We start from the raw sequence: 21,868 nt of genomic DNA on the forward strand, positions 1-21,868 counted from the left end.
GTTACACATTGATATGATACGGCAACTCGGGAGACCCTACCGGTCTTTTCTTGTTAGAAGAGTATGGTGTACAAGCGATAAAAAGTAAGGAAACCAAATGCCGGTGTAGGGAGTCGGATAGCAGCGTAGTACCAATGAAGTTGGGTAATGCCGATGGAGGAAAGGCTAGCTACCAGTTATCACCCTTGCTAGGGACCCATTTCCTACACACAGAGGTAGGAATAATAAATGGAGACAAAACTAGTAAGGATAGCAGAATTAGCAAAATCTAAACCTAAGAGATTAGCAAGGTTTTGTGAATGGTAACTAGGAGGAGCCGTGTGCGTTAATATCGCAAGCACGGTTCTGTGAGGGAGAGGAACACAATCTACCGTAAGGTAGAGAGGTTCCTTTCTACTCGACTAGCGGAATAATCAAAGAAGTTTTCGAAAGGTAGAGGTTATGTGGATTTAAAAATATTAGCATCAGAAATAGCAAATATCTATCAACAAAATCCAAAAGTTGAAGCCGTTTTATTAGGAGGTTCTGTATCACGAAATTGGCAAGATGAACATTCGGATATTGAACTATTTGTTTTTTGGAAAGGAGCTCCTACTGACGAGGAAAGGAAGGCTCCAATCATAGAATTAAATGGTAATATTATCGACTTTCACCCATATGAAGATGAGGAATGGTCAGAAACATACATAACTCAAGGTGTAAAATTAGAAATAAGCAATTTTTTAACAGAAACAATAAACAAAGTTATAAGTGATGTGATTATATCTTATGATACGGATTTAGATAAGCAATGTATTGTAGCAACGGTTTATAACGGAGTTACACTTAGCGGTGATTTAGTTATTAATAGTATGAAAGAGAAAGTAAGTAAATACCCTTATGAATTAAGTGTGGCTATGGTAAAGGAGAATATTTTTTTAGGTAATAGATGGAATAATCGTGAAGCTTTACTTGAGCGAAAAGATTGGTTAATGCTTTATAAAGTAATGGTAGACGTTCAAACCAATATAATGGGAGTTTTATTCGGTTTAAACCGTCAATTCGTACACCATCCAGCCTTTAAGTGGCAAAGACATACACTTAGTTCAATGGAAATCACTCCTAAAAATATAACAAGCCGCTTAGAGTCTATTTTTCTTGAAGACCCAAAGGTTTCTGTAAGAGAATTAGAAGTAATAATAAAGGAAATGTACGAACTAATACAACGTGAATTTCCACAAATAGATTTATCTTTAGTTCTTGATAAATCGTTATTTTTGAGACCAAAAAATGAAATAAAATAGATACCTTATTAAGCTAACGGGTGCTTATGTTAAAGATGGGATGGCTGCGGCGGTCTTTTTGCTTGTTCAGCTAACGAAGCAGTTTAGTGGAATAAGAAGGATTAAAACTACCATGAAAACTAACTTCTGAAATGTTGGAAAATGGCAATACTAAAGAAGACGTAGCTCATTCATTTTTTAAAAAAGTGGCAGCGCCTGATTCCTATGATATTTAATGAGATTGATGGATCAAGAAGACTCTGTAATTGTCACGGTATACCCTAGACTTTCCAGTCTGCAAACCGAATGTCGTACAATGGATACTTGCTTTTGTTTGTCAAAGTAGTCTTCGCCTAAGTCTACATACATTTCTTTTCTCGTCAGAAGATAAAAAGCAAATCTTAACATGGCATGTGCGACGACAATGGCTGCTCTTTTTCTACCTTTTCGTGCTAGTGTTCGTCTATACAATGCACCAAGGTAGTTTTTTGATGCACCTACTAAATGAGCTGCTTCTGTTAAAGCAGATTTTAAATACTTGTTGCCTTTTTTTGATTTTGTCGATTTCCTTTTTCCTGCACTTTCGTTATGTCCAGGTACAAGAGCTGCCCATGAACATAATTCTGGTGCAGTTTGGAATTGTATTTTTAACATCGGTTCCCACTTCAGCTAGTATTTGTTCAGCCATTCTTTTAGCGATTCTAGGTATACATATTGTATGGCTGGTTTTTTGTCCAATTAAGCATAATTAAGGTAAATCCTTTACTTCATAAATCGTCATCCATGTCTTCAATGAAGTAGCTAAGATTAAGGGTAGTTTATAGTCCAAAAAAAATGTGTGAAAGTCCTTTTTAAAGACTTTCTCACATTTTTTACAATTAAAGGAAGATTATTAGAAAATAATTTTCTTCAACTAAAAAGCTCTCACTAAAGCTCAATTTTTAACGGGTATATTATAAAATTTAAGATAATCAAACTAGACAAAAGAAAGCTAGACAAAACACATTATTAAAAAATGTCTTATCTAGCTTATTTATAATCTTATTTATTATTATTAATCGTCGTTCATTTCTGTCTTGATAACATGAACCAGTTCTTGAATAATATCGTTTAACGGCATTTGACTAGTATCTTTTCCCAGAATGATAGAAGTTTTAAAAATCAACGTTTCTTCTTGCTCACTCACAGAAAGTCCTCCGTTCTTAAAGATTAGCTAGTATTAATTGAAGCTCGAAAGAAAGAATCTTCATGCTTATTTCCAGAATTTTATAGATTGACTGTTTTATAGTCAAGCCATGTCAACTAACGTTCCGCAATCGGGACATATGCTTGGTGTTTCAATCCGATATATTCAGCACGAGGGCGAATTAAGCGATTGTTTTCATACTGTTCCAAAATATGAGCGATCCAGCCTGATGTGCGGCTCATCGCAAAAATAGGTGTGAAAAGGTTTTGTTTTATCCCTAAGCAGTGATAAACCGACGCAGAATAGAAATCAACGTTTGGCAACAATCCCTTTTCTCTTATGATGATTTCTTCAATCTTTATCGACATGTTATACCACTTATCTTCATCTGTCACCTTGGATAAAAGCCGCGACATTTCCCGTAAATGTTTCGCACGCGGATCGCCATTTTTATAAACCCTATGCCCGAAACCCATAATTTTCTCTTTGTTTGCAAATGCTCGGTGCAGATAAAGCTCAACAGAATCGATGTCATCAATTGCAGCCAGCATTTTCATTACATGCTCATTAGCTCCTCCATGAAGCGGTCCTTTCAGTGCTCCAATTGCAGCCGTAATCCCTGAATACATATCTGCCAATGTGGCAACGCATACACGAGCAGTAAAGGTTGAGGCGTTTAGTTCATGGTCAGCATGAAGAACAAGTGCTTTGTTAAAAGCTACCTCCGACGTTGGATCAGGTATTGACCCCTTTAACATATACAGAAAGTTGGCAGCAAAACTCAGTGAAATATCTGGTAAAATAGGTTCTTTCCCTTCACAAATTCGAGCATAAGCCGCGATAATCGACGGTACTTTCGCTTGTATACGGATTGCTTTATGAATGTCCGCTTGTTCATCGTTGTCATCGGCTTCATCATCATACAGTGCGAGTGCCGATACGCAAGTCCTTAAGACTGCCATAGGATGAATATTTTTGGCAGGATAACTTTTCAATTGTGTAATTAATTCGGCTGGAAGTAATGCATTTTCATTTAGTTCTTTTCGAAATGCCTCTAACTGCTTCAATGTTGGAAGATTGCCATACCACAATAAAAAAATAACTTCTTCAAAATCGGTATATTCGGCTAGTTCATCAATTGAATACCCCCTATACGTTAACACATCATCGACAATCGAACTGACAGAAGAAGTTGTTGCAACGACGCCTTCTAAGCCCTTCGTTTTTACCATCATAATCCTCCTTGTATGAACTGATGAATTGGAAATCCTTTACGCTAGCTTTTTCATCTGGTAGATTACAAGTTTACCGAAAACAAGATAAAAAATATTTTTATATTATAAAATTCTATACAACCAGTAAACTTTCACGAATACCTAAACGAGACGTATCCCTTGCAATCATGATTTCTTCATTAGTCGGAATGACCATCACTTTGACCGGTGAATGCTGATAACTAATGAACGTTTCTCTGCCGCTTACTTTATTAAGGCTAGGATCCCAATACACTCCCATAAATTCTAGACCTTCCAAAACACGAGCGCGGATAAGGTCACTGTTTTCTCCAATACCAGCAGTAAAGATAATCGCATCAAGACCCTTCATCCTTACCGCGTACATCCCGATATATTCCTGAATTCTTGTTGCAAACACTTGCAGCGCAAGCTCTGCCCGTTTGTGTCCCTTCTCTGCTGCCTCCTGAATATCTCGGAGATCACTTGAATAACCAGATATCCCGAGCAAGCCACTTTCCTTATTTAAAATGCTCACCACTTTCTCAGCGCTCTGACCTGTTTTCTCCATGATATAGGTGATCAGTGCTGGATCAATATTACCTGAACGTGTTCCCATGGTCACCCCTGCCAACGGCGTAAATCCCATCGACGTGTCAATTGATTTACCTCCATCTATCGCTGTAAGGCTTGCTCCATTTCCGAGATGGCAGGAAATTAGACGAAGCTCTCTTATTGGACGTTTTAACAACTCTGCGGAACGTTGTGATACATATTGATGGCTTGTCCCGTGGAATCCATATTTACGAATGCCATATTGTTGATAATACTCGTATGGCAAACTGTAAAGAAAAGATTGTTCTGGCATCGTTTGATGAAAAGCAGTATCAAATACTGCTACTGAAGGTACATCAGGCAATATTTCACGAAACGCATTTATCACGATAAGGTTGGCAGGATTGTGAAGCGGCGCGAGCTCCGATACTTCCTCAATTTCTCTTAATATATCATCGTTGATCAGTACCGATTCACTGAATTTTTCGCCCCCATGAACAACTCGATGACCAATCCCATCGATCTCATCAAGCGATGAAATAATTTCTAAATTGATCAGCTTATGCAATAGGATTTTAACTGCCTCCAGATGGTCATTAATCGTTTGAACTAATTTCATTTTCTTGTTGTGAACATCAATAGTAAACATTGAATCTTTTAAACCAATCCGATCCACCATACCTTTTGTTATTATAAATTCTTCTGGCATGTGCAATAGTTGATATTTCAATGAGGAACTTCCAGCATTAACTACAAGAATTTTGGACATTCAATTCATCTCCTTTAGTTGAATTTATTAAATGTACTAACCTTTCTCTAAGGAAACATCTCTATAGTTTTGTTAAATCAAGCGCTTTCAAAACAAGTTAGTGTTTTTCCTTTATCTACTCTTCTCCTTACTTAAACAATTTTGGCACTTCGTCATGGACGATTCATGTTCATCTTCTATAATGGAACCACAATAGAAGCAAACACTTGGCGGAAATAGTTTTTGATAGTTTTTATGATTAGAAGCTTTCAGTTCCTTCATTTCTTGTTCGCTCATAATAAGTCTTCCTTATCTTTTATATTGTTACTTCAAAAGATACTTTTCTATTTGCAGTAAACTATCCAAAATCACTAAGGGTTCAACTTAAATCAAACTAGAAATCTTTTGATATGACTTGTTCCTAATCAATGTCCGCCTTTCTGAACTATTGTCTTATAACAGACTGATTATTTGAGATTATTTTATAATAGATTTATTGCACTTGTCTGAATTTTTGGATATAACATTCTATTTGAGGATGAAAGAGAATAATAGATGGATAAAACAGAATTTTTATGAATAATTAATTTAAAAATATATAAAATGAGGAAAATATTAAATTTCCTAAATAAAAAAGAACCCAGCAAAAGTAAGGAACACACATGTTCCTCTTATGCCAGGCTCTATTGTTAATACTCTAGGATAACCCTACTTGTATGGGCACAATGATTAAAAATATAATAATGCCACTTTTTCTTTTGCTTCCAAGTTTTCAATCATCGAGTACCAAGACTCCGGTTTATTCGATAAAACAGTATAATATCATTTTAGAAATTTCACAATTATATCTGTTCCAAGCTCGTTGATTTCCCCATCCATTGGAAGGAAACAAAGGTCAAGTCCTGTTACAGCTTCCCCATCATTGTTCCAGGACGGATATATCTCCTTCTCTATTTATGTACATATTGATTTTTCTTCATCAAAACGTAGTATTAATATGCATATCAACCAACTATATGTCCCTGTACATATATTCGGCGATGTACATAAATACGATAAATGTACATTTTTTCACCGTAAAACTGTACATAAAAAACTGAACATATATTACTTAGTTGTACATCATTGGATAACACTAATAGTGTTTATCGTAAGCAAAGCCAGTCAAATTCTTCCCCTAGGGTCGCTACGGCTGCCTTTTCTTATTTATCTAAATGGGCAGCAGAGGGTGGAAGAGAAAATGGAGCCGAAGCAAAAATATTAAAAGTACCTGTTTATCTTGATGTATACGATAAATTAGGATACAGAGGGATTGATTATCAATACAAGATTGAAAGAAATTCAATCTGGAAGTCCCATTTTGAGGCTACAAAAGATGAACCAGAGGTTACATTAAGTGATCTAGAATGGGCAGATGCGATCATTTAAAGCGTTCCAACTCGATTTGGCAATATGCCATCCCAAATGAAACAATTCCTTGATCTCACAGGTGGTCTTTGGTTTAATGGAAAACTTGTGAATAAGGTCGTAAGTGCTATGACTTCAGCAGAAAATCCTCATGGTGGACAAGAAGCAACAATCTTATCTCTTTATACAACCATGTATCATTGGGGGGCGATAGTTGCAACTCCAGGATATACAGACCCAGTTATTTTTGGAGCAGGTGGTAACCCATACGGCACAAGTGTTACTGTTAATCAAGATGGAAAAATGGCTGAAGACGTTTTAGCTGTTCAAGCAACTGTAAAACATCAAGCCAAACGTACAGTTACAGTTGCAGAATGGGTGAAAAAAGCTAATCAATAAGAATTAATGGAGGCTGATCGAAAACTTTCAATTGGCTTATTTATTATCTTAAACAAAGATTGTGAAATTTTGCACTTAAACTAACGGGTGCTTGAGTTCAACAATATTTGGCTGCTAAGTCAGCCCTTTTTTTGGTCCACTAACGAAGCAGTTTAGTTAAAGGAGAATTATTTGAAAAAAAAGAGAATAATGCATTTTATTTCGCCAAAAAGCCAGTTTTAATATTAATCTTCATGAAAAAGCAGGAATATACCTTTCTTTTATCTAATCTTATTTAATGACAAACTTAATGACAAACATGTAGAACATATGTTATGTTTTTATCCCTACATAATTTAAAAATAAACAGAAGAGGTGTTTGAATATGAATAAAACAGAATTAGTGAATGCTGTTGTAACCACAAACAGAGTTAACAAAGAAAGATGCTGCAAATGCGGTCGATGCATTGTTTGAAACCATCTCTAATACTCTTGCAAAAGAAGAGAAAATCCAGTTGATTTGGATTTGGCACATTTGAGGTGCGTGAGCGTGCAGCTCGAACAGGTCGTAATCCACAAACTGGTGAAGAAATTCAGATTTCTGCTTCTAAAGTTCCAGCTTTTAAACCAGGCAAGGAATTAAAAGAAGCTGTTAAATAAGTTTGTATAGTTCTTAAAGAATTGGCTCTAAGGTATGATCCCTAGAGCCTTTTTGTGTTTGAAATAGAGTGTCTATTCCGGGAGGCTTTTTGGACATACGGCTATATTATTAAAGAGATCAGGTGGAATTAGAATACTTTTCAAAGTAGATTGTGAAGATTTTTACTTAAACTAAAGGGGCATTTTAGTGGAAGAAGGAAATTAACCGAAAAATGAAGAATAACTTTAAGTAAAATATTTCCTTTAAGGTGGTTTCTCAGTGAATATTAATTTTTTTATTAAGTTTTGCTTAGGTGCGATAGTAACTTTTTTTATTATTAGTTTGTTTAAAGGGAATTTTGAGTGGGATAATTTAGTCCCTATATTAGTTGGAGGGCTATTTGGTACAGTTGTTACTTCTTACAAAAGTAGGTCTTAATTAGATTGTGAAGATTTCTACTTAAACAAACGGGTAGCGTTAGTTGAAGAAGGATGGTCTACTGAACAAGAAAAAGCCCACTCAATTGAGAAGGGCTTTATACTTTATTACATCTAAATTGTCCTCAAGTGTCCTCCTATTTGTCCTCCGATGTTTTATATCATATTTAAAATATTTAAGTTAAATCTCCTGAAAATGTTGATCTAAAGCCTTTTTGAATATATTATTTCTTTCTATTTTATATTAAAATGAATGATCTACATTATGTAATTGGAATAGCATTTGTCATTTAAGAAGAAAGTGGTATCTGCTTGATATTCCTCTACCAAAGTTATGTACTGTTGAAGCCTTCTTATCTCAGCTTGCGTCTTGGAACAGTTATTAGTTTTGTTGCCATAAATTCACCTCCTTATTAGGGAATTTTCGACAGGTTTCATTTTATTCCTTTCGACAACTTTATGAACGAAAAGCTCCTTTTAATTGATTTCCTCGAAAATTTCCATCAAGTATAAAATATATGCCAAAATACCTAGAGGAGTTATTTAGAAAAAATCGAATTAATTTAGTTGGAAAAAAATGATAGTTTCCAAGAAGAGACTATATTTTTAAAATACTTTAAGAGGGGGATTAGAAATGAGAAAAAAACTAATGTACATGCTATTAATAATTGTATGTATCCTGGGTGTATCAAACGGTCCTGTAAACGCCGCTGCACCAACCAAAGCCAAAGCTGATGTGGTGAAGGGGACGATTAAAGAGCACGGCCAACCGTTAAAGAATACCCAAGTTATGATTAAGGAACAAGGAACGTTAAAGTGGATTCAGACGATTACAGACACAAACGGAGCCTTTAAAACAAAGTTGGCTGACGGTACATATACGGTAAAAGGGATCAAGGACAAAAGTAATTCCTGGTATAGTACAAACCAAAGTTTTGTCGTAAGTAAAGGTAAGATTCAAGGTTCAACCGGAGGGGAAATCAACCTTTCCAATACGAAAAAGGGAAAAACTCCTTCAGAAACATCCGGTAACTTCAACGGTGTTTTAAAGGAAGGAAAAAAGGGCTTAAAAGCAGATTTAATTATCTCAAAATATAATGAATATCAAGAAGATATTTATACAGTATCCTCAAAAGGCAATGGAAGCTTTTCAGCTTCATTACCAGATGGGCAATATTTCCTGTTTGACATAGAAGTGGATCATGGCTCTTATCGCTATCAGTTAGCATTCACAGTCAATGATGGCAAGGTATATGTTGGAGATGAACAGCAAACGAGTATATCCATCACCATCCCTGTCAACAAAATAGCAGGGAAGGCAGCAGACTCTACTACTCCATTAACTGAGGCTACGATTCTTGTAGAAAAACGCCTGGAAGATGATATTCAATTTATTCAAAGTGTGTTAACAAACAAAAAAGGGGAATTTTCGTTAAGGGAATTAGCGGATGGAACCTATAGCATTAGTGTTTATCACCCAACCTATATTTCAGTAGATCCTATCACCGTTGAAATCGTAGACGGAGCTATTTATATCGATGGGAAGAAGACTTCATTACTTACCATTACTGTTCCCGATATTAACGTAAAAGGAACAGTCTCTGATGGTGTGCAGTCCCTGACGAATGCGTATGTCAATTTTGAATGGCAGAAGTCCGAGACAGATTTTTATATGTTCGGGACACCTGTTGACGCAAATGGGAACTTTGAGTATCGATTCCCGGACGGCCAGTATACCATTAGGACTATTGATGAACAAAACCGATTTAATAGGGTTGACATTCCATTTGAAATACGTGATGGAAAACTCCTTCAAAATGGAGAGCCAGCTTCAACTTTAGACATTAACCTGCCGACTGTTTCCTTCCAAGGGAAGCTTGTCGAATCAGGGACTGCCCTTCAAGGTGCGATTAATGTTGAAAAAATTTCTGAAGACGGAACGACGGAGTACTATGATGGCGTAACAGATGAAAGTGGAATCTACTCGATGCGCTTGAAGGATGGCAGCTATCAAGTCACCAACACGTTTCTATTTGATGAAGGCGAAAACCTTCAGTTTAATAAGAAGTTTGAAATTGTTAACGGCAAGCTATTCATCGATGGTAATGAGCAATCCTTACTAGAGTTGCAGATTCCGCCAGTTACTGTGCATGGATTAGTGAAAGATGGAGATGCTGCTGTATCATATGGCTTCATGTGGATTAGTTCAGCAGACGGAAGCTACTCTAATGGGAAAAACCTAAACCCGGATGGAACCTTCTCCCTGCGTTTAGCAGATGGAGATTATTCAGTAAAAGAAATTAGTTTAGATGATGGAACCGCTGCGTCTATGGATTTCGCTTTTTCAGTTGTGGACGGGAAGACATATGTGAATGGTCAGGTAACGGATTTGCTTGAGGTTACTGTACCTGCGGTCACGGTGACAGGAACGTTAACGGAAAATGGAAATCCGATCATGGGGAACATGTACATCATGGAAACTGGCGATGCAGATAATCCTGTCCAAGCGGGGGGCTTAACCACTGAGGATGGCAGATTCCAATTCCGCCTGCCAGATGGCACATACAAAGTCTATGATATCTATCTTAATGATGGCACAGCTTACAGTCCTGGCACAGAGTTCACTATCGAATCAGGACAATTATATGTAAATGGTGAACAAGCGGAGCAGCTTGACATTGCCGTTGCCCCTGTAACCTTATCAGGTACTGTGTATAATGGGGAAAACCTTGTTCCCGATGGTTACGTTGCAATCACTTCTTTGGATGGAAACTGGACAGCCGGTTATCCTAGCTGGATCCAAAACGGCCTTTATCAAGGTCGCCTGCCGGATGGGCAATACGAGATTTCAGCAGTGGAAGATTTCCAAAATGGTACTTATTACTTAAATAAACAGTTTACCATCTCAGATGGGAAACTTTTTGTAGATGGCAATGAAGTAAGTTCATTAGATCTAAACCTGGCCGATGGCTGGCAATAAACCACTTCGATGTGGGTTTTGTCCTCAATAGCGCTTATTGAGGACATTTTTTTCTGGTTTTTAAGGTGATTTCGTCCTCAATAGTCCTTATTGTTGGGGAACTCGGATTTTTTTACACTTTTCCCAGTGGTATGAATCTCTAGAATCAAGCATATCTATTATGTTAAATAGACAGGCATCTTCAATAAGATAAGTGGGTGTTCCTTATGATGTATAAAACACATCTTGCAACATCTATTGCCCTAAGCTCCACAATAGTCTCGGCTGTTTCTTATCCTTTTACAATTAGTTTTTTTGCTGGTGTGTCATTAGGGAGTTAATTGCCAGACATTGATGAACCTCAATCTTTTATTGGCAGCCATCATTTGGCTTAGCAAAGGTCATTAAAAGAAGGTTCGGTCATAGAGGTATTACACATTCACTTAGCATTTGGCTGGCCCTATTATTTATTTTACTATTATTGGTTCCTAATCCATTCACACTAGGTATAAGCCTTGGGTATTTGTTTCACATTCTTGGTGATTATTTTTCAGTTACTGGAGTTCCTTTATTCTATCCAATTGATAATTCACGTAGAAAATTCCCTCTAACATACACAACCTCCAGCAAATCAGAAACCGTAATATATTACGTTTTCATTCTCATTGCCTTTTTCTTCATGGACGAGGTGACTTCTATGCCAGTTAGCAACAGACTAAAAGACTTGCGTCACGATCACCGTATGAAACAAACGGAGTTTGCTGAACTTCTCGGGATTAGCATTTACCAATACAATCGTTACGAGCGAGGTACCAGGCAGCCTACGCTCGAGGTGGCTTTACAGATCAGCGAAAAGATAAAGCGACCAGTAAACGATATCTTTTATTTAACAGAAGAGGCGTCAAAATAGGACGTCTACTTCTTAGGTTGTCTTTTGCCAATATGGCAAATAATTAGTCGGTACGAAGAGCAAAGTCAAAAAGAACTTGTTACAGTATAATATTGCTTGAATATTGAAACAGAATAAAGACTGTAAAGAACGATTTCTATAAAGGACATCGGTCTTTTGTAATTATTTTAATTGGGTGAAGACCTTCTACCTTGAAAGGGGAACGAACCAATGAGTTTATCATAATAACTATTATTCAATAATTTAATGGAGCAATTGAGATGAATAACAAAAAATGAGATTTTCAATCATTTACATAACTTATCACTTCCACAGTGTTTGTTTTTTTAGCGAATCTGTGGGAGACCAAGAAGTGAAGACTGGGTATGTTCAGAGCCTTCAAATTACTAAAATTTGGAGGTTTTTTGTTTGCGTAAATGTGTCAGAAAGTATGGTAGAGTGACAGCAACTAAAAAGGTTACTAAAGTAAATAACAATGACGGAAATGTTTGAGCGATTTATTTGGTACTTGCAGTCGGAAGGTTTATCCCTAGGACACTGGAAGAATATCATCTTCATTTTAAATGGTTTCTAGATTATTTGGAGCAAGATTTGTCTAGAGAAGAAAAGATTCTTGAGGTTTTCCTTGAAAGGATAGGCTTTATGATAAATGAAAAAGGGCTACAGCCTACAACAGCAAATATTCGTATTAGTTTCATTGGAGTGAAAGCCCGTCCGTTTATGCATCAATATAGTATTAGTGCACTTGACCAGGTTGCTCTCCAAAGCGTCGGAGTTCTAAATGAAACAGCTTTTGTCACTGTAAGAGAACATTTTGAATGGAAACATTAGGTGAAATTTGTTGTTCATAACCTACATAACTCCTTTAAGTAACTAATTTTTCATTTGCTGATATTCTTTAAGAGCCTTGTCAAGCTGTTCACTCGTTTCAAAAAGAACGAACTTGTGACCATGAAGACTAAAAGCTTCAGTAATGAAACTTAGACCTTTTTCCTCAATCAGAAATGAAGCAATTTTCTCTGAGTAACAGAAAAAGAACTTCTCTTGTTTTTTAACGAACCAGTCATTTTTCTTATTCATTATCAAATTCCTCCTCCATTTTAAAAAGGACTCCTTGAATTAGAGTCCTTGTTTTCTTGATATTCAATATGTTGTTTTTCTTTTTTGTTTAAGTCTTTGTCTTTGCTGTTCCAAGTAACGTCTTAAATACTGATGATCAAGAGCAAAGATGATTTAATATCAAGTGCAATTTTGGGATATCGGGAAATTACAGCAATAGAAGGAAATTTTCTATTAGCTAAAAACCTAAAAGTGAAAGGGCATGAATTTCACTATTCCACCTTTGTTCCAAAAACGGAAATTCCGTATGCTTACTATACGAAGGGCATGCAAGGATTAAAAAAGAGGGCAATATGAAAGAAAATTTAATCGCGGGTTATACACACTTTCATTTTGGTTCTTGCCCTTATTGTTAAAGGGAGTAACTAATACAGTGGAGGAATTAAGTTTAGAAGAGGAAAAAGAGATATTAGAAAATAAGATTAAATTTTATTGAGCAACAGGTGCATTGGCAGAACTAGAAGGACTAAAGAAAACGCTAAATAATAAATAGCTTTTGAACTAAGAAGGGAATTCGCCTTTGAAGGAAATGATTCTTCAGTAGCCTTTTTCTTCTTCAAGTAACAGTAGAGTTGAACTTAAAATAATTGTTTCTTGGGTCCGAGGGGGTAAATCTAAGTTAATCAACAAAAGCTTTTTCTATCCCAGAATAGGAGACGCTGTACGGAGCAAAAAAAAGAAGCCGGCTAAACCAACTTCTTTCTCACTATTTTTAAACTGTCACATTGCTTATTTAACTGCTGATGCTGTTTTTTCCTTCTTTGCTTCTTTATCTTGAATTAATTTTAGAAGATCTAGGAAATTATCATCACGTGTATAAATTGCTTTTGCCCCATTATCATCGTATTCATAGAAACCTTTATTTGAACGAATACCATGTTCACTTTTTTCGACCATTTCATTTAAGAATTTAGGAACTTCTCTTGTATTCGATAAATCCTGCTCGATGTTGTATACCATAGCTTGTGTTGTTTGCAGACCTGCTAAATCCTGACTTTCCATTGGTCCGCAAAAAGCCCATTTAAAGCCCATGGATCCTCTTACAGCGATGTCAATATCTTCTGCCGTACAGACTCCCAATTCAATTAAGTTGAAGCATTCCCGTAGAAAAGCTACTTGTATGCGGTTAACGATAAAACCGGTAATCTCTTTTTTCAGTACCACTGGAGTTTTACCGATTTCTTTCATTAGGTCATAAGTTACTTTTACGACATTTTCATCTGTCTTCTCAAATTTAGCAATTTCTACAATTGGTACAAGTTGTGGAGGGTTAAAGTAGTGTGTAATGATAAATCTTCCTGGATGTTTTGCTCTTTGTGTTAATTCTTTTAATGGGAAAGTAGATGTATTAGATGCAATAATCGTTTTTTCAGAGACAATGCTTTCAATAATCTCGTAAGTATCTAATTTTGTCTCAAGCACTTCTGGAATAGATTCTAGAATAAAATCAGTATCCTGGATCGCTTCAAGTAAATCTGTTGTATATATAATATTAACCAAAGTCTGCTCCATTTTTTCTTGTGACAGCATTCCTTTATTAACCATAATTTTTAAGCTGTTCGTAATCATTTTTTTTGCTGTTTCCAATGATGTATCGCGTCTAGCTTGAATACGTACAATATATCCTGCTTGAGCAAGTAATTGAGCAACGCCATGACCCATAATACCTGCACCAAGTACTGTGATGATCTTCATTTAAAAACCCCATTTCGTATTATATTTTCTTCACTTTTCATAATTAGAATAGAAAGTCTATTAAAAATAGGAAGCATCTTGCTAATTATTTTTATAGTAGTAACTTCATTGTGAAAGGAATTTATCAGATAGCTTTCTCTTGGTGTTATGTAAATATATAAAGATTAAACAGAAATATTTTTAATTTGCTTCTTCTTGCTTCCAGACCCTTCAATCATGTGAATATCAACTGCAGCAACTAGGATAGCTGCAATGGTTACACCAGCTAATATGTAAGAAGTATCCATTAAGAAAGAATAATTCCAACAATTGATGCTACTGATGAAAGAATCGTAAATGTCGCAAATGCACATTCCTGCTTCCAAACTTATCGATTAATGTAATTGAAATTCGATAGGCTCCACCTGCATCAGCGATCAAACGACCAATCATCGCTCCGAAACCTAAGATTAGCGCTATGTGTCCTAAAGTACCGCCTAATCCAGCTTCTACTGAAGTGACTTTGTCATCTAGCGGCATCCCTAATGCCAGCGCCACAACAAACGAAACAATAATCAATGATATGAAAGCGTTTAATTTGAAGCCCGTGATTAAAATAATTAATAGAATAACTCCAAGTGCAACCATTAATAATGGCTTATTCATTGCCCCCCTTTTTTAAATAACCCTAAATCTTCCAATAACTTAAAGAATTCCCTTTGTCTTAAACATTCAGAAAATAAGTATTTTAGATATATGGGAATTTTCCGAATGTTTATATTGTAATTAATAGCTATTGAAATATCTAATAGAATATAATTTATTAAAAGGCGGTTTTTTAAAAATATTTTTTATAGTTGTAAGTCAAAAACGGGATCTATAAGGAGAAAATATTACTGTATTGATTAATAATTCTTATTTAGAAAATTAAGCCATATTAGGAGGAGAAAACAAGATGTTACAAACAGCAACAAAATGTCTCTTGCGAATTTGCCCTTCTCTTTTTCCACAATAAATATATGCTTAAATTGATAAGTATAAGTGATTCCTTTTGAGCTTACAGATTTAACGTAATTATTAGCTAATTGCAACTTGAGCTCTTTCTCTGTGAAGAACTTTTTACTCATAATTACTCCGTTTCCATGTTTAGTTCGCTGAGTTGTATTTCTTTATTATACAAAAATGTACCCTCTAGGTAGACTTTTTTAAGTACTCTATTAGGGTACATTTTATAGGGAGAACGGCTTTTTTTTTGGTAAAAAATAAATTTGGAATGATTTAAATAGAAAGATGTCTTTTTGTTTATTCGTGGTTTTATTTTTATTTCCAACTCCGCTTACCCTTTTTTAATTAAATGTTTTTTAGAACTCACTCAGGACAACGAAGTCTAGTCATTATTCCTATTAAAACATTTCCTTGCATTAGAATTAACAGCGTATTCATTGTGTTTATATATAAATAAAATCTTGAATTCGGGCGCTAGAAGAAAGATAATTTCGATTAGAATTACATGGTCAAAAGATTTAAAATTAAATTAATCGAGATAATATTCCGATATATTTAAATATTAACATTTTTAGATATTGATATTATCTGAAATATACATTAGACGCTGATTACCTTAGCACATTGGCTTAACTTTTGAATGCGATTACATTTGGCTGAGGTGCCCGGGTTCGATGCTAGTTTCCGTGCATTTGATAGTCACGACAAGAAGGAATGAACAGGGAAATTCTCCAAGCGACGAATGAAGAACAAATGCGTTCCTTTTGGTGAATGGGATAAACGGAGGACAGCAGCGGAAAGCAAAAATGAAGAAGCTGGGAAGGTGAAAGTATGAACATAACACGTCAGGAAATTGAGGATCTTTTAGTCCATGAGGGGGAACCTCTTGATGAGTTTAAGCTAAAGGAGTGAGCTACATTATTCGCAAGCAATGGAACGTATGTGATTCCGACCATCGGAAATTCTGATGGGGACTTTTAAAAATTTCTTCGTTCATGATAATCGAGCCCGTCTAAAACAGGGGCGTTACGATTATTGAAAAAAGAGGCCCATGTAGAATATCAGCACTCAACCACTCTTCACAATATCACGAATGTAAGAATCGTTAGTAATGAAGGGGATGCCGTAAGGTAAGCTGAATTTACTCAACCTTTCCCACAAAACGTGAAGTGCTCGAAAATTACGACGGAGTCAACGAATACATCTTGGTAAAAGAAAAAGAAGAATTAAAGATTCAATCCAAGAAAGTCATCTCTAAAACTAGACAGTCTCCGTCCGCACAGAAAAGTAAGCATTATCTTATAATTTAGGTTGGGTCAGACGCACACTTTTTTAACTCTTTTAAGTGAAGTGGAAAGTTCCACTAACAAATTAGCATTAACATAAAACATGTAAGCATTAACGCTATATTTAGAAAATATTAAAATCAAAACCAAGGAGGAATTATGAATGGTGCAAGTCGAAACTAAAACAGTAGTTGAACCTATCGTAAAACCATTTGATTGTTTACATTATATCGAAGGTAAATTTGTTGAATCTGTAGATGGAAAAACGTTTAATAACGTGAATCCTGTAACTGAGGAAGTTTATGGTACAGTTGCAGAAGGAAGCGCGGCAGATATTGATTTAGCTGTTAAAGCTGCTAAACGTGCTTTTGAAGAAGGCCCATGGGGAAAAATGACTGTAAATGAACGTTCAAGAATTATCCGCAAAGTTGGTGACATTCTTGAAGCAAGACAAGAAGAAATCGCACAATTAGAATCATTAGATACTGGTAAGCACCTTAAATTCTCACGTCACGTTGATGCTCCTCGTGCAGCAGCAAACTTCCATTTTTTTGCTGATTACATGATTTCTATAGGAACAGAGGCATACCAAGATGAAACACACAATGCGCTTAACTACGGATATCGCCGCCCGATTGGAGTAGTTGGATTAATCCAGCCATGGAATCTTCCATTATTCTTATTAACATGGAAATTAGCTCCAGCTTTGGCTGCAGGATGCACAGTAGTGATTAAGCCATCTGAATTAACCCCAATGACTGCAACAAGATTAATGGAAATTCTTAAAGAAGCAGGTGTTCCGGATGGAGTTGTAAACTTGGTTCACGGTTTTGGACCTGGTGCTGGAAGTGCAATCAACAAACACCCTGACATTGCAGGTGTCGGTTTTATCGGGCAAGTATCAACAGGTGCTAAAATCATGGCAGAAGCTGCGCCTACACTAAAAAAGCTTTCTTTCGAATTAGGCGGTAAAAACCCTAACATTATCTTTGCAGATGTGGATATTGATGAAGTAGTGGCAACAACCATTAGATCAAGTTTTACAAATCAAGGGGAAGTTTGTGTCTGCGGTTCAAGAATCTATGTTGAACGCCAAATTTTTGATGAATTCGTAGAAAAATTTGCATCTAAAACAAGAGAATTAAAAGTTGGCGATCCATTTGATATGAGTAATGATCAAGGCGCATTAGTCGCCAAAATACACTATGATAAAGTAATGAGCTACTTGAAAATTGCTGAAGAAGAAGGCGGTAATTTCGTTACAGGCGGTAAGCGCCCTGATGGTTTGGATAAAGGATATTTCATAGAACCAACCATCATTACTGGTCTAGATGACAGATCTCGTTGTGTTCGTGAAGAAATCTTTGGACCGGTTGTTACAGTTATTCCATTTGACACAGAAGAAGAAGTTATTGCGGCAGCAAACGATACTCGGATGGGCTTAAGTAACACAATCTGGACTAACGATATCCGTCGTGCACACCGTGTAGCCCAAAAAATTGTATCAGGTTTATCTTACATCAACTGCTGGTTTGTACGTGATCTTAGAACTCCATTCGGAGGTACGAAAGACAGTGGACTAGGTCGTGTTGGCGGAAGTCATAGTTGGGAATTCTACACTGAAATAACTAATATTTGTGTTAAACTTTAATTTTAGTTTTTAACATGGATATGTTGCAAGGTTTTAATAAGATATACCGTGCAACTTTTTTGAATGTTTCTCAGCTTATACTAAACAGTGTGAAAATACATTTATTATAGAAAGGATATATTCAATTGACTAGTAAAATTGAAAAGTTTGCTGCTAAATTATTAGAAGCTGAAAAAAAACGCGTTGGAATTAATCCGCTAACTATGGTAGATCCAGAAATTACTGTCGATGAGGCATATTATATTCAATTGGAAAATATTAAAAAGAAGCTAGCTGAAGGACAGAAAATTGTTGGCAAAAAAATTGGATTAACCTCTGTTGCCGTACAAAAAATGTTGGGTGTTGATGAGCCTGACTATGGACATCTATTAGACAGCATGGTCGTTGAAAATGGAGGTACTATTTTTTGTGAAACCATGCTTCAGCCGAAAGTAGAAGGTGAAATTGCATTTATTTTAAAGAAAGATTTAAAAGGTCCGAATGTGACTGTTCTTGATGTGCTGCAAGCAACAGATTATGTTGTTCCTGCTTTAGAAATTGTTGATAGTCGGATACAAGATTGGAAAATTAAGCTACCAGACACGGTCGCTGATAATGCTTCATCCGGATTATTTGTATTGGGTGGCAAGCCTACAAAAATTAAAGATATTAATCTGGAATTAATGGGCATGGTACTTTTGCAAAATGGTGAAGTTGCGAATACTGGTGTTGGAGCCGCTGCACTAGGAAATCCGGCAACTTGTGTTGCATGGCTGGCGAATCGTTTAGCAGATTATGATATTACTCTTAAAGCAGGTGAAGTAATCCTTTCGGGTGCACTTTCAGGCATGGTTGTCGTTAATCCGGGCGACAATTTTACAGCAAGATTTGCTCATCTTGGTCAAGTAAGCGTTAACTTTAAATAATTGACTTAAATAGATACTGAATCTGGATTAAAGGAGGAAAAGGAATGGCAATTGATATTATTAAACAAATTGCTGATTACTTAGTTGCTGCGGAAGTAGAAAAACGTGAAGTTGTAAAGGTAACTAAGACGTTTAAACCTGATTTAACAGTTGAGGAAGCTTATCAGGTACAGGAACTGCTTGTTCAAAAAAAATTAGACGAGGGCCGAAGAATCATTGGCCCTAAGATGGGATTAACAAGTAAGGCGAAGTGGGAACAAATGGGCGTTTCTGAGCCAATTTACGGATTTGTGTTTGATTATATGTTGATCGATAACGGTGGTGTTCTTCCATTTTCTGATCTGATTCATCCAAAAGTGGAAGCAGAAATTGCGTTTTTGATTGGTGAAGATATTGAAGGACCTGGAATTACCGGCTCACAAGTGTTAGCTAAAACAGAGTTTGTTTTACCTGCACTTGAAATTATTGACAGCCGTTATGAAAATTTTAACTTTACTCACACAGATGTAATTGCTGATAATGCATCTACATCAAGGGTCGTATTCGGTAATACACTTCGAAAACCAAATGACTTTGAACTTGAATTAGTAGGGGCAACTTTATCGATTAATGGCCAAATTAAAGAATTGGGCGCTGGCGCTGCCGTTTTAGGACATCCTGCCAATTCCATTGCAGTATTGGCAAACATGCTTGCCAGAAAAGGAGATAAAATTAAAAAAGGCGAAATCATTTTATCGGGAGCCTTAACAAGTGCAATATTGTTAAAAGTTGGCGACGTTGTTTCAGGTAAATTTGATGGCCTGGGCGAAGTAACTTTCTCTGTTGGTGAATAAATGAGCAATTTTAAAACATATTACAATAGGAAAATATAATTTATGAAGGGGGAATTATCATGCCACTTATTCAAGTAAATATTATGGAAGGCAGACCACCTGAAAAAATAAAAGCAATAATTGAAAATATTACTGATACTGTTGTTGAAACACTAGTTGTACCAAAAACTAGCGTTCGAGTATTGGTAAATGAAATGCCAAAAACACATTGGGGAGTTGCCGGTGTACCGGTTTCTGAAAGAAAATAAACGAATAAGCATGAGTCTAGTAACTGTATTCTAGAAAATTGACAAACTATTTGTTGTTTTTATAAGGTAATTTTTCACAACCTTAGAAATAAAAAATTATAACTTCCTATATTTTTTGAAAGGGAGTTCAGACTGTCGACAAATTCGAAAATATTCGGGTTTGTCGATATACCTGAGGTACTAACATCCCCTAAGGGAGGTTCTACACCTCTTCTTGTTATTCACTCATATCTTTATGATTAGCCATAGTAGAAATAGATTTAAAGGCATACCCATTCATCTTGTTGAATTGGTATTTTTTATATCTGTCTGATTTAAATGTTACATTAACGAATTTTTTTATCATGATAATCCATTGTTTTCAGGTCTATTTTCCAGGTGCAAACTCTTATAAAAACATTGCAGACATCGGTAAAGGTTTCTTTAAAAGATTTTACAAATATGAAATAGAACCAAGTGGGAATTGCTTAATTGGTTTCGCACTTAGAGAAAATTTACCCGTAGCTGACAAATGGAAGCGGGACCCCGCAAGCCGAATGAATCCGGAAATCCCGGCAGGGTTGATAATAACTTGAGTTCCAATCATGCTAGAATCCCCAATTGTCAGCAAATTTCCAAAGGAAGCTTTTCATTTTAATGGAGGAAAATAAAAAATGACAGTATCTGAACTCATTGAAAAACTAGAGAAATTGGATATTCAAGATGCACAGATAGTGCTTAAAGATTCATCAGATGAATATTTAGACATAGGAGAAATTGAAAGTATTTTAGGATTCTATTATGTAATTCATCCAGTTTCAACAAAAAGGAGCCAGGAGGAAAAGTAACGGGTTCTCTTTTCGTAGGGAAGGTAACTTTTTTAACAGTAAATAACACTGTAATAAACAATATTTTAGCATTAGAAAAAGGCAACTTAATGAAGTGCCCCCCTTAAGTTGGACTAATAATCCAACTTAAGGGGTTTTTTAATATGGTAAAGTTTTCAAGTGATTTTAGAAAATAGATTGTATCAGAGTTGGTTAGTCGATCTAGAAGGGCTGCGGTCATTTTTTTAGCTCCAAATATAGACGTCCATTCAGTAAATTCTAGATTCGTAGTTATCATAAAGTATCATTTTTAAGATATTTGCTAACAGTGTTACGTGAAATCCCAAGTTTTGCCCCAATTTGCCTTTGCGATAAACCTTCAACCTCTTTTAAGAATTTGATATTTTGAAATTTAGCCATTTCGATCATCCTATTCGTCCTCTCATATGAAGTAAGTTTAGTCACTTCCTATCATAAGAGAGGTTAATAGAATTGGAAATCATATGGCTCATTTTTTATGTGATCAAATCGTATAAAAGTGCCTCAAATCTAGATTATCAAAAACAAATATAAAGATTCTTTTAGTTTATTCTTTTTATAATTTTGAGCACCCCTTACCCTTTTTTT

The 21,868-nt window shown here is 35.8% G+C and carries 19 protein-coding genes and 7 pseudogenes; 12 read left to right on the forward strand and 14 right to left on the reverse strand.

The genetic code is table 11. From position 1 onward, the window contains the following. Positions 1–443 precede the first annotated feature (443 nt). The gene (locus tag CCK98_RS10580; protein WP_088086552.1) at positions 444–1,283 is read left to right on the forward strand and encodes a DUF4037 domain-containing protein; all 840 of its coding nucleotides are present in this window, start codon (positions 444–446) and stop codon (positions 1,281–1,283) included. A 228-nt stretch (positions 1,284–1,511) separates the two neighbouring features. Here the strand turns inward: CCK98_RS10580 and CCK98_RS10585 are convergent, their stop codons facing one another. The 6 genes and pseudogenes from CCK98_RS10585 to CCK98_RS36130 form a co-directional block, all read right to left on the reverse strand. Further along, entirely contained in the window at positions 1,512–1,916 is a 405-nt protein-coding gene (locus CCK98_RS10585; RefSeq protein ID WP_256942303.1) for a transposase, read from the reverse strand. A 400-nt stretch (positions 1,917–2,316) separates the two neighbouring features. After that, on the reverse strand, positions 2,317–2,448 hold the full coding sequence (locus tag CCK98_RS36125) for a hypothetical protein (protein ID WP_256942304.1): 132 nt from the start codon (positions 2,446–2,448) through the stop codon (positions 2,317–2,319). 116 nt (positions 2,449–2,564) lie between these two features. Further along, positions 2,565–3,680 carry a citrate synthase gene (citZ, locus tag CCK98_RS10590; protein WP_088086553.1) on the reverse strand — a complete coding sequence of 372 codons (1,116 nt, stop codon included), beginning with the start codon at positions 3,678–3,680 and terminating at the stop codon, positions 2,565–2,567. A gap of 115 nt (positions 3,681–3,795) precedes the next feature. Next, positions 3,796–5,004 (reverse strand): acetate kinase, encoded by a 1,209-nt coding sequence (locus tag CCK98_RS10595; protein ID WP_088086554.1) that lies wholly within the window; start codon positions 5,002–5,004, stop codon positions 3,796–3,798. A 111-nt stretch (positions 5,005–5,115) separates the two neighbouring features. Then, a complete protein-coding gene (locus CCK98_RS35220; protein WP_179195757.1) occupies positions 5,116–5,280 on the reverse strand; it encodes a hypothetical protein in 165 nt (54 codons plus the stop codon). A 432-nt stretch (positions 5,281–5,712) separates the two neighbouring features. Further along, positions 5,713–5,925, reverse strand: a pseudogene (locus CCK98_RS36130) (GNAT family N-acetyltransferase); the annotation flags it as partial. Between the two features lie 183 nt (positions 5,926–6,108). Between CCK98_RS36130 and CCK98_RS10605 the strand changes: the two are divergent. From CCK98_RS10605 to CCK98_RS10625, 6 genes and pseudogenes are all read left to right on the forward strand, one after another. After that, positions 6,109–6,789: pseudogene (locus CCK98_RS10605) on the forward strand (NAD(P)H-dependent oxidoreductase). 364 nt (positions 6,790–7,153) lie between these two features. Beyond that, positions 7,154–7,428: pseudogene (locus CCK98_RS10610) on the forward strand (HU family DNA-binding protein). 1,051 nt (positions 7,429–8,479) lie between these two features. Beyond that, positions 8,480–10,825 (forward strand): carboxypeptidase-like regulatory domain-containing protein, encoded by a 2,346-nt coding sequence (locus CCK98_RS10615; RefSeq protein ID WP_088086555.1) that lies wholly within the window; start codon positions 8,480–8,482, stop codon positions 10,823–10,825. 382 nt (positions 10,826–11,207) lie between these two features. After that, positions 11,208–11,453: pseudogene (locus tag CCK98_RS37010) on the forward strand (metal-dependent hydrolase); the annotation flags it as partial. A 48-nt stretch (positions 11,454–11,501) separates the two neighbouring features. Continuing rightward, the gene (locus CCK98_RS34775; protein WP_142292142.1) at positions 11,502–11,714 is read left to right on the forward strand and encodes a helix-turn-helix transcriptional regulator; all 213 of its coding nucleotides are present in this window, start codon (positions 11,502–11,504) and stop codon (positions 11,712–11,714) included. A gap of 501 nt (positions 11,715–12,215) precedes the next feature. Beyond that, positions 12,216–12,545, forward strand: coding sequence for a hypothetical protein (locus CCK98_RS10625; RefSeq protein WP_088086557.1), 330 nt, complete (start codon positions 12,216–12,218; stop codon positions 12,543–12,545). 42 nt (positions 12,546–12,587) lie between these two features. On the opposite strand, the gene CCK98_RS10630 is transcribed toward CCK98_RS10625, so the two are convergent. The 5 genes and pseudogenes from CCK98_RS10630 to CCK98_RS36140 form a co-directional block, all read right to left on the reverse strand. After that, the gene (locus CCK98_RS10630; protein ID WP_088086558.1) at positions 12,588–12,794 is read right to left on the reverse strand and encodes a hypothetical protein; all 207 of its coding nucleotides are present in this window, start codon (positions 12,792–12,794) and stop codon (positions 12,588–12,590) included. A gap of 768 nt (positions 12,795–13,562) precedes the next feature. After that, positions 13,563–14,528, reverse strand: a complete 966-nt coding sequence (locus CCK98_RS10635; protein ID WP_088086559.1) for a 3-hydroxyacyl-CoA dehydrogenase family protein — start codon at positions 14,526–14,528, stop codon at positions 13,563–13,565. A gap of 164 nt (positions 14,529–14,692) precedes the next feature. After that, a complete protein-coding gene (locus CCK98_RS36135) occupies positions 14,693–14,815 on the reverse strand; it encodes a hypothetical protein (RefSeq protein ID WP_256942306.1) in 123 nt (40 codons plus the stop codon). Between the two features lie 61 nt (positions 14,816–14,876). Continuing rightward, positions 14,877–15,173, reverse strand: a pseudogene (locus CCK98_RS10640) (gluconate permease); the annotation flags it as partial. Positions 15,174–15,481: 308 nt separating this feature from the next. Then, a pseudogene (locus tag CCK98_RS36140) lies at positions 15,482–15,634 on the reverse strand (IS3 family transposase); the annotation flags it as partial. Positions 15,635–16,961: 1,327 nt separating this feature from the next. Between CCK98_RS36140 and CCK98_RS10655 the strand changes: the two are divergent. The 4 genes from CCK98_RS10655 to CCK98_RS10670 all read left to right on the forward strand — a co-directional run bounded on the left by CCK98_RS10655 (position 16,962) and on the right by CCK98_RS10670 (position 20,435). Beyond that, positions 16,962–18,449, forward strand: a complete 1,488-nt coding sequence (locus CCK98_RS10655; RefSeq protein ID WP_088086563.1) for an aldehyde dehydrogenase — start codon at positions 16,962–16,964, stop codon at positions 18,447–18,449. A gap of 125 nt (positions 18,450–18,574) precedes the next feature. Next, a complete protein-coding gene (locus tag CCK98_RS10660) occupies positions 18,575–19,354 on the forward strand; it encodes a 2-keto-4-pentenoate hydratase (RefSeq protein ID WP_088086564.1) in 780 nt (259 codons plus the stop codon). 44 nt (positions 19,355–19,398) lie between these two features. Continuing rightward, positions 19,399–20,187, forward strand: a complete 789-nt coding sequence (locus CCK98_RS10665) for a 2-keto-4-pentenoate hydratase (protein WP_088086565.1) — start codon at positions 19,399–19,401, stop codon at positions 20,185–20,187. Between the two features lie 59 nt (positions 20,188–20,246). Beyond that, positions 20,247–20,435 (forward strand): 4-oxalocrotonate tautomerase, encoded by a 189-nt coding sequence (locus tag CCK98_RS10670; RefSeq protein WP_088086566.1) that lies wholly within the window; start codon positions 20,247–20,249, stop codon positions 20,433–20,435. 433 nt (positions 20,436–20,868) lie between these two features. On the opposite strand, the gene CCK98_RS35225 is transcribed toward CCK98_RS10670, so the two are convergent. Beyond that, positions 20,869–21,021 carry a hypothetical protein gene (locus CCK98_RS35225; protein WP_179195758.1) on the reverse strand — a complete coding sequence of 51 codons (153 nt, stop codon included), beginning with the start codon at positions 21,019–21,021 and terminating at the stop codon, positions 20,869–20,871. Positions 21,022–21,088: 67 nt separating this feature from the next. Here CCK98_RS35225 and CCK98_RS35230 point away from each other — a divergent pair, with 67 nt between their 5' ends. After that, positions 21,089–21,262, forward strand: coding sequence for a hypothetical protein (locus CCK98_RS35230; protein ID WP_155928745.1), 174 nt, complete (start codon positions 21,089–21,091; stop codon positions 21,260–21,262). Between the two features lie 103 nt (positions 21,263–21,365). On the opposite strand, the pseudogene CCK98_RS37015 reads toward CCK98_RS35230, so the two are convergent. Together CCK98_RS37015 and CCK98_RS10680 are read right to left on the reverse strand one after the other, a co-directional pair. Then, positions 21,366–21,539 (reverse strand): annotated as a pseudogene (locus CCK98_RS37015) (ATP-binding protein); the annotation flags it as partial. Next, positions 21,536–21,670 (reverse strand): helix-turn-helix domain-containing protein, encoded by a 135-nt coding sequence (locus CCK98_RS10680; RefSeq protein ID WP_373408489.1) that lies wholly within the window; start codon positions 21,668–21,670, stop codon positions 21,536–21,538. The pseudogene CCK98_RS37015 and the gene CCK98_RS10680, both read right to left, overlap by 4 nt. Between the last annotated feature and the right edge of the window lie 198 nt (positions 21,671–21,868).

Origin of the sequence: Bacillus sp. OV166, assembly GCF_900177675.1 — a bacterium.
In the GTDB taxonomy this organism is placed as follows: Bacteria; Bacillota; Bacilli; order Bacillales; family Cytobacillaceae; genus Neobacillus.

Coding starts and splice junctions, on each gene's coding strand:
- CCK98_RS35225 (WP_179195758.1), bottom strand. CDS start 21,021: ATGATTGGAACTCAAGTTATTATCAACCCTGCCGGGATTTCCGGATTC.
- CCK98_RS36135 (WP_256942306.1), bottom strand. CDS start 14,815: ATGGATACTTCTTACATATTAGCTGGTGTAACCATTGCAGCTATCCTA.
- CCK98_RS10630 (WP_088086558.1), bottom strand. CDS start 12,794: ATGAATAAGAAAAATGACTGGTTCGTTAAAAAACAAGAGAAGTTCTTT.
- CCK98_RS35220 (WP_179195757.1), bottom strand. CDS start 5,280: ATGAGCGAACAAGAAATGAAGGAACTGAAAGCTTCTAATCATAAAAAC.
- CCK98_RS10635 (WP_088086559.1), bottom strand. CDS start 14,528: ATGAAGATCATCACAGTACTTGGTGCAGGTATTATGGGTCATGGCGTT.
- CCK98_RS34775 (WP_142292142.1), top strand. CDS start 11,502: ATGCCAGTTAGCAACAGACTAAAAGACTTGCGTCACGATCACCGTATG.
- CCK98_RS10585 (WP_256942303.1), bottom strand. CDS start 1,916: ATGTTAAAAATACAATTCCAAACTGCACCAGAATTATGTTCATGGGCA.
- CCK98_RS10655 (WP_088086563.1), top strand. CDS start 16,962: ATGGTGCAAGTCGAAACTAAAACAGTAGTTGAACCTATCGTAAAACCA.
- CCK98_RS10615 (WP_088086555.1), top strand. CDS start 8,480: ATGAGAAAAAAACTAATGTACATGCTATTAATAATTGTATGTATCCTG.
- CCK98_RS10595 (WP_088086554.1), bottom strand. CDS start 5,004: ATGTCCAAAATTCTTGTAGTTAATGCTGGAAGTTCCTCATTGAAATAT.
- CCK98_RS10665 (WP_088086565.1), top strand. CDS start 19,399: ATGGCAATTGATATTATTAAACAAATTGCTGATTACTTAGTTGCTGCG.
- CCK98_RS10680 (WP_373408489.1), bottom strand. CDS start 21,670: ATGATCGAAATGGCTAAATTTCAAAATATCAAATTCTTAAAAGAGGTT.
- citZ (WP_088086553.1), bottom strand. CDS start 3,680: ATGGTAAAAACGAAGGGCTTAGAAGGCGTCGTTGCAACAACTTCTTCT.
- CCK98_RS10670 (WP_088086566.1), top strand. CDS start 20,247: ATGCCACTTATTCAAGTAAATATTATGGAAGGCAGACCACCTGAAAAA.
- CCK98_RS35230 (WP_155928745.1), top strand. CDS start 21,089: ATGACAGTATCTGAACTCATTGAAAAACTAGAGAAATTGGATATTCAA.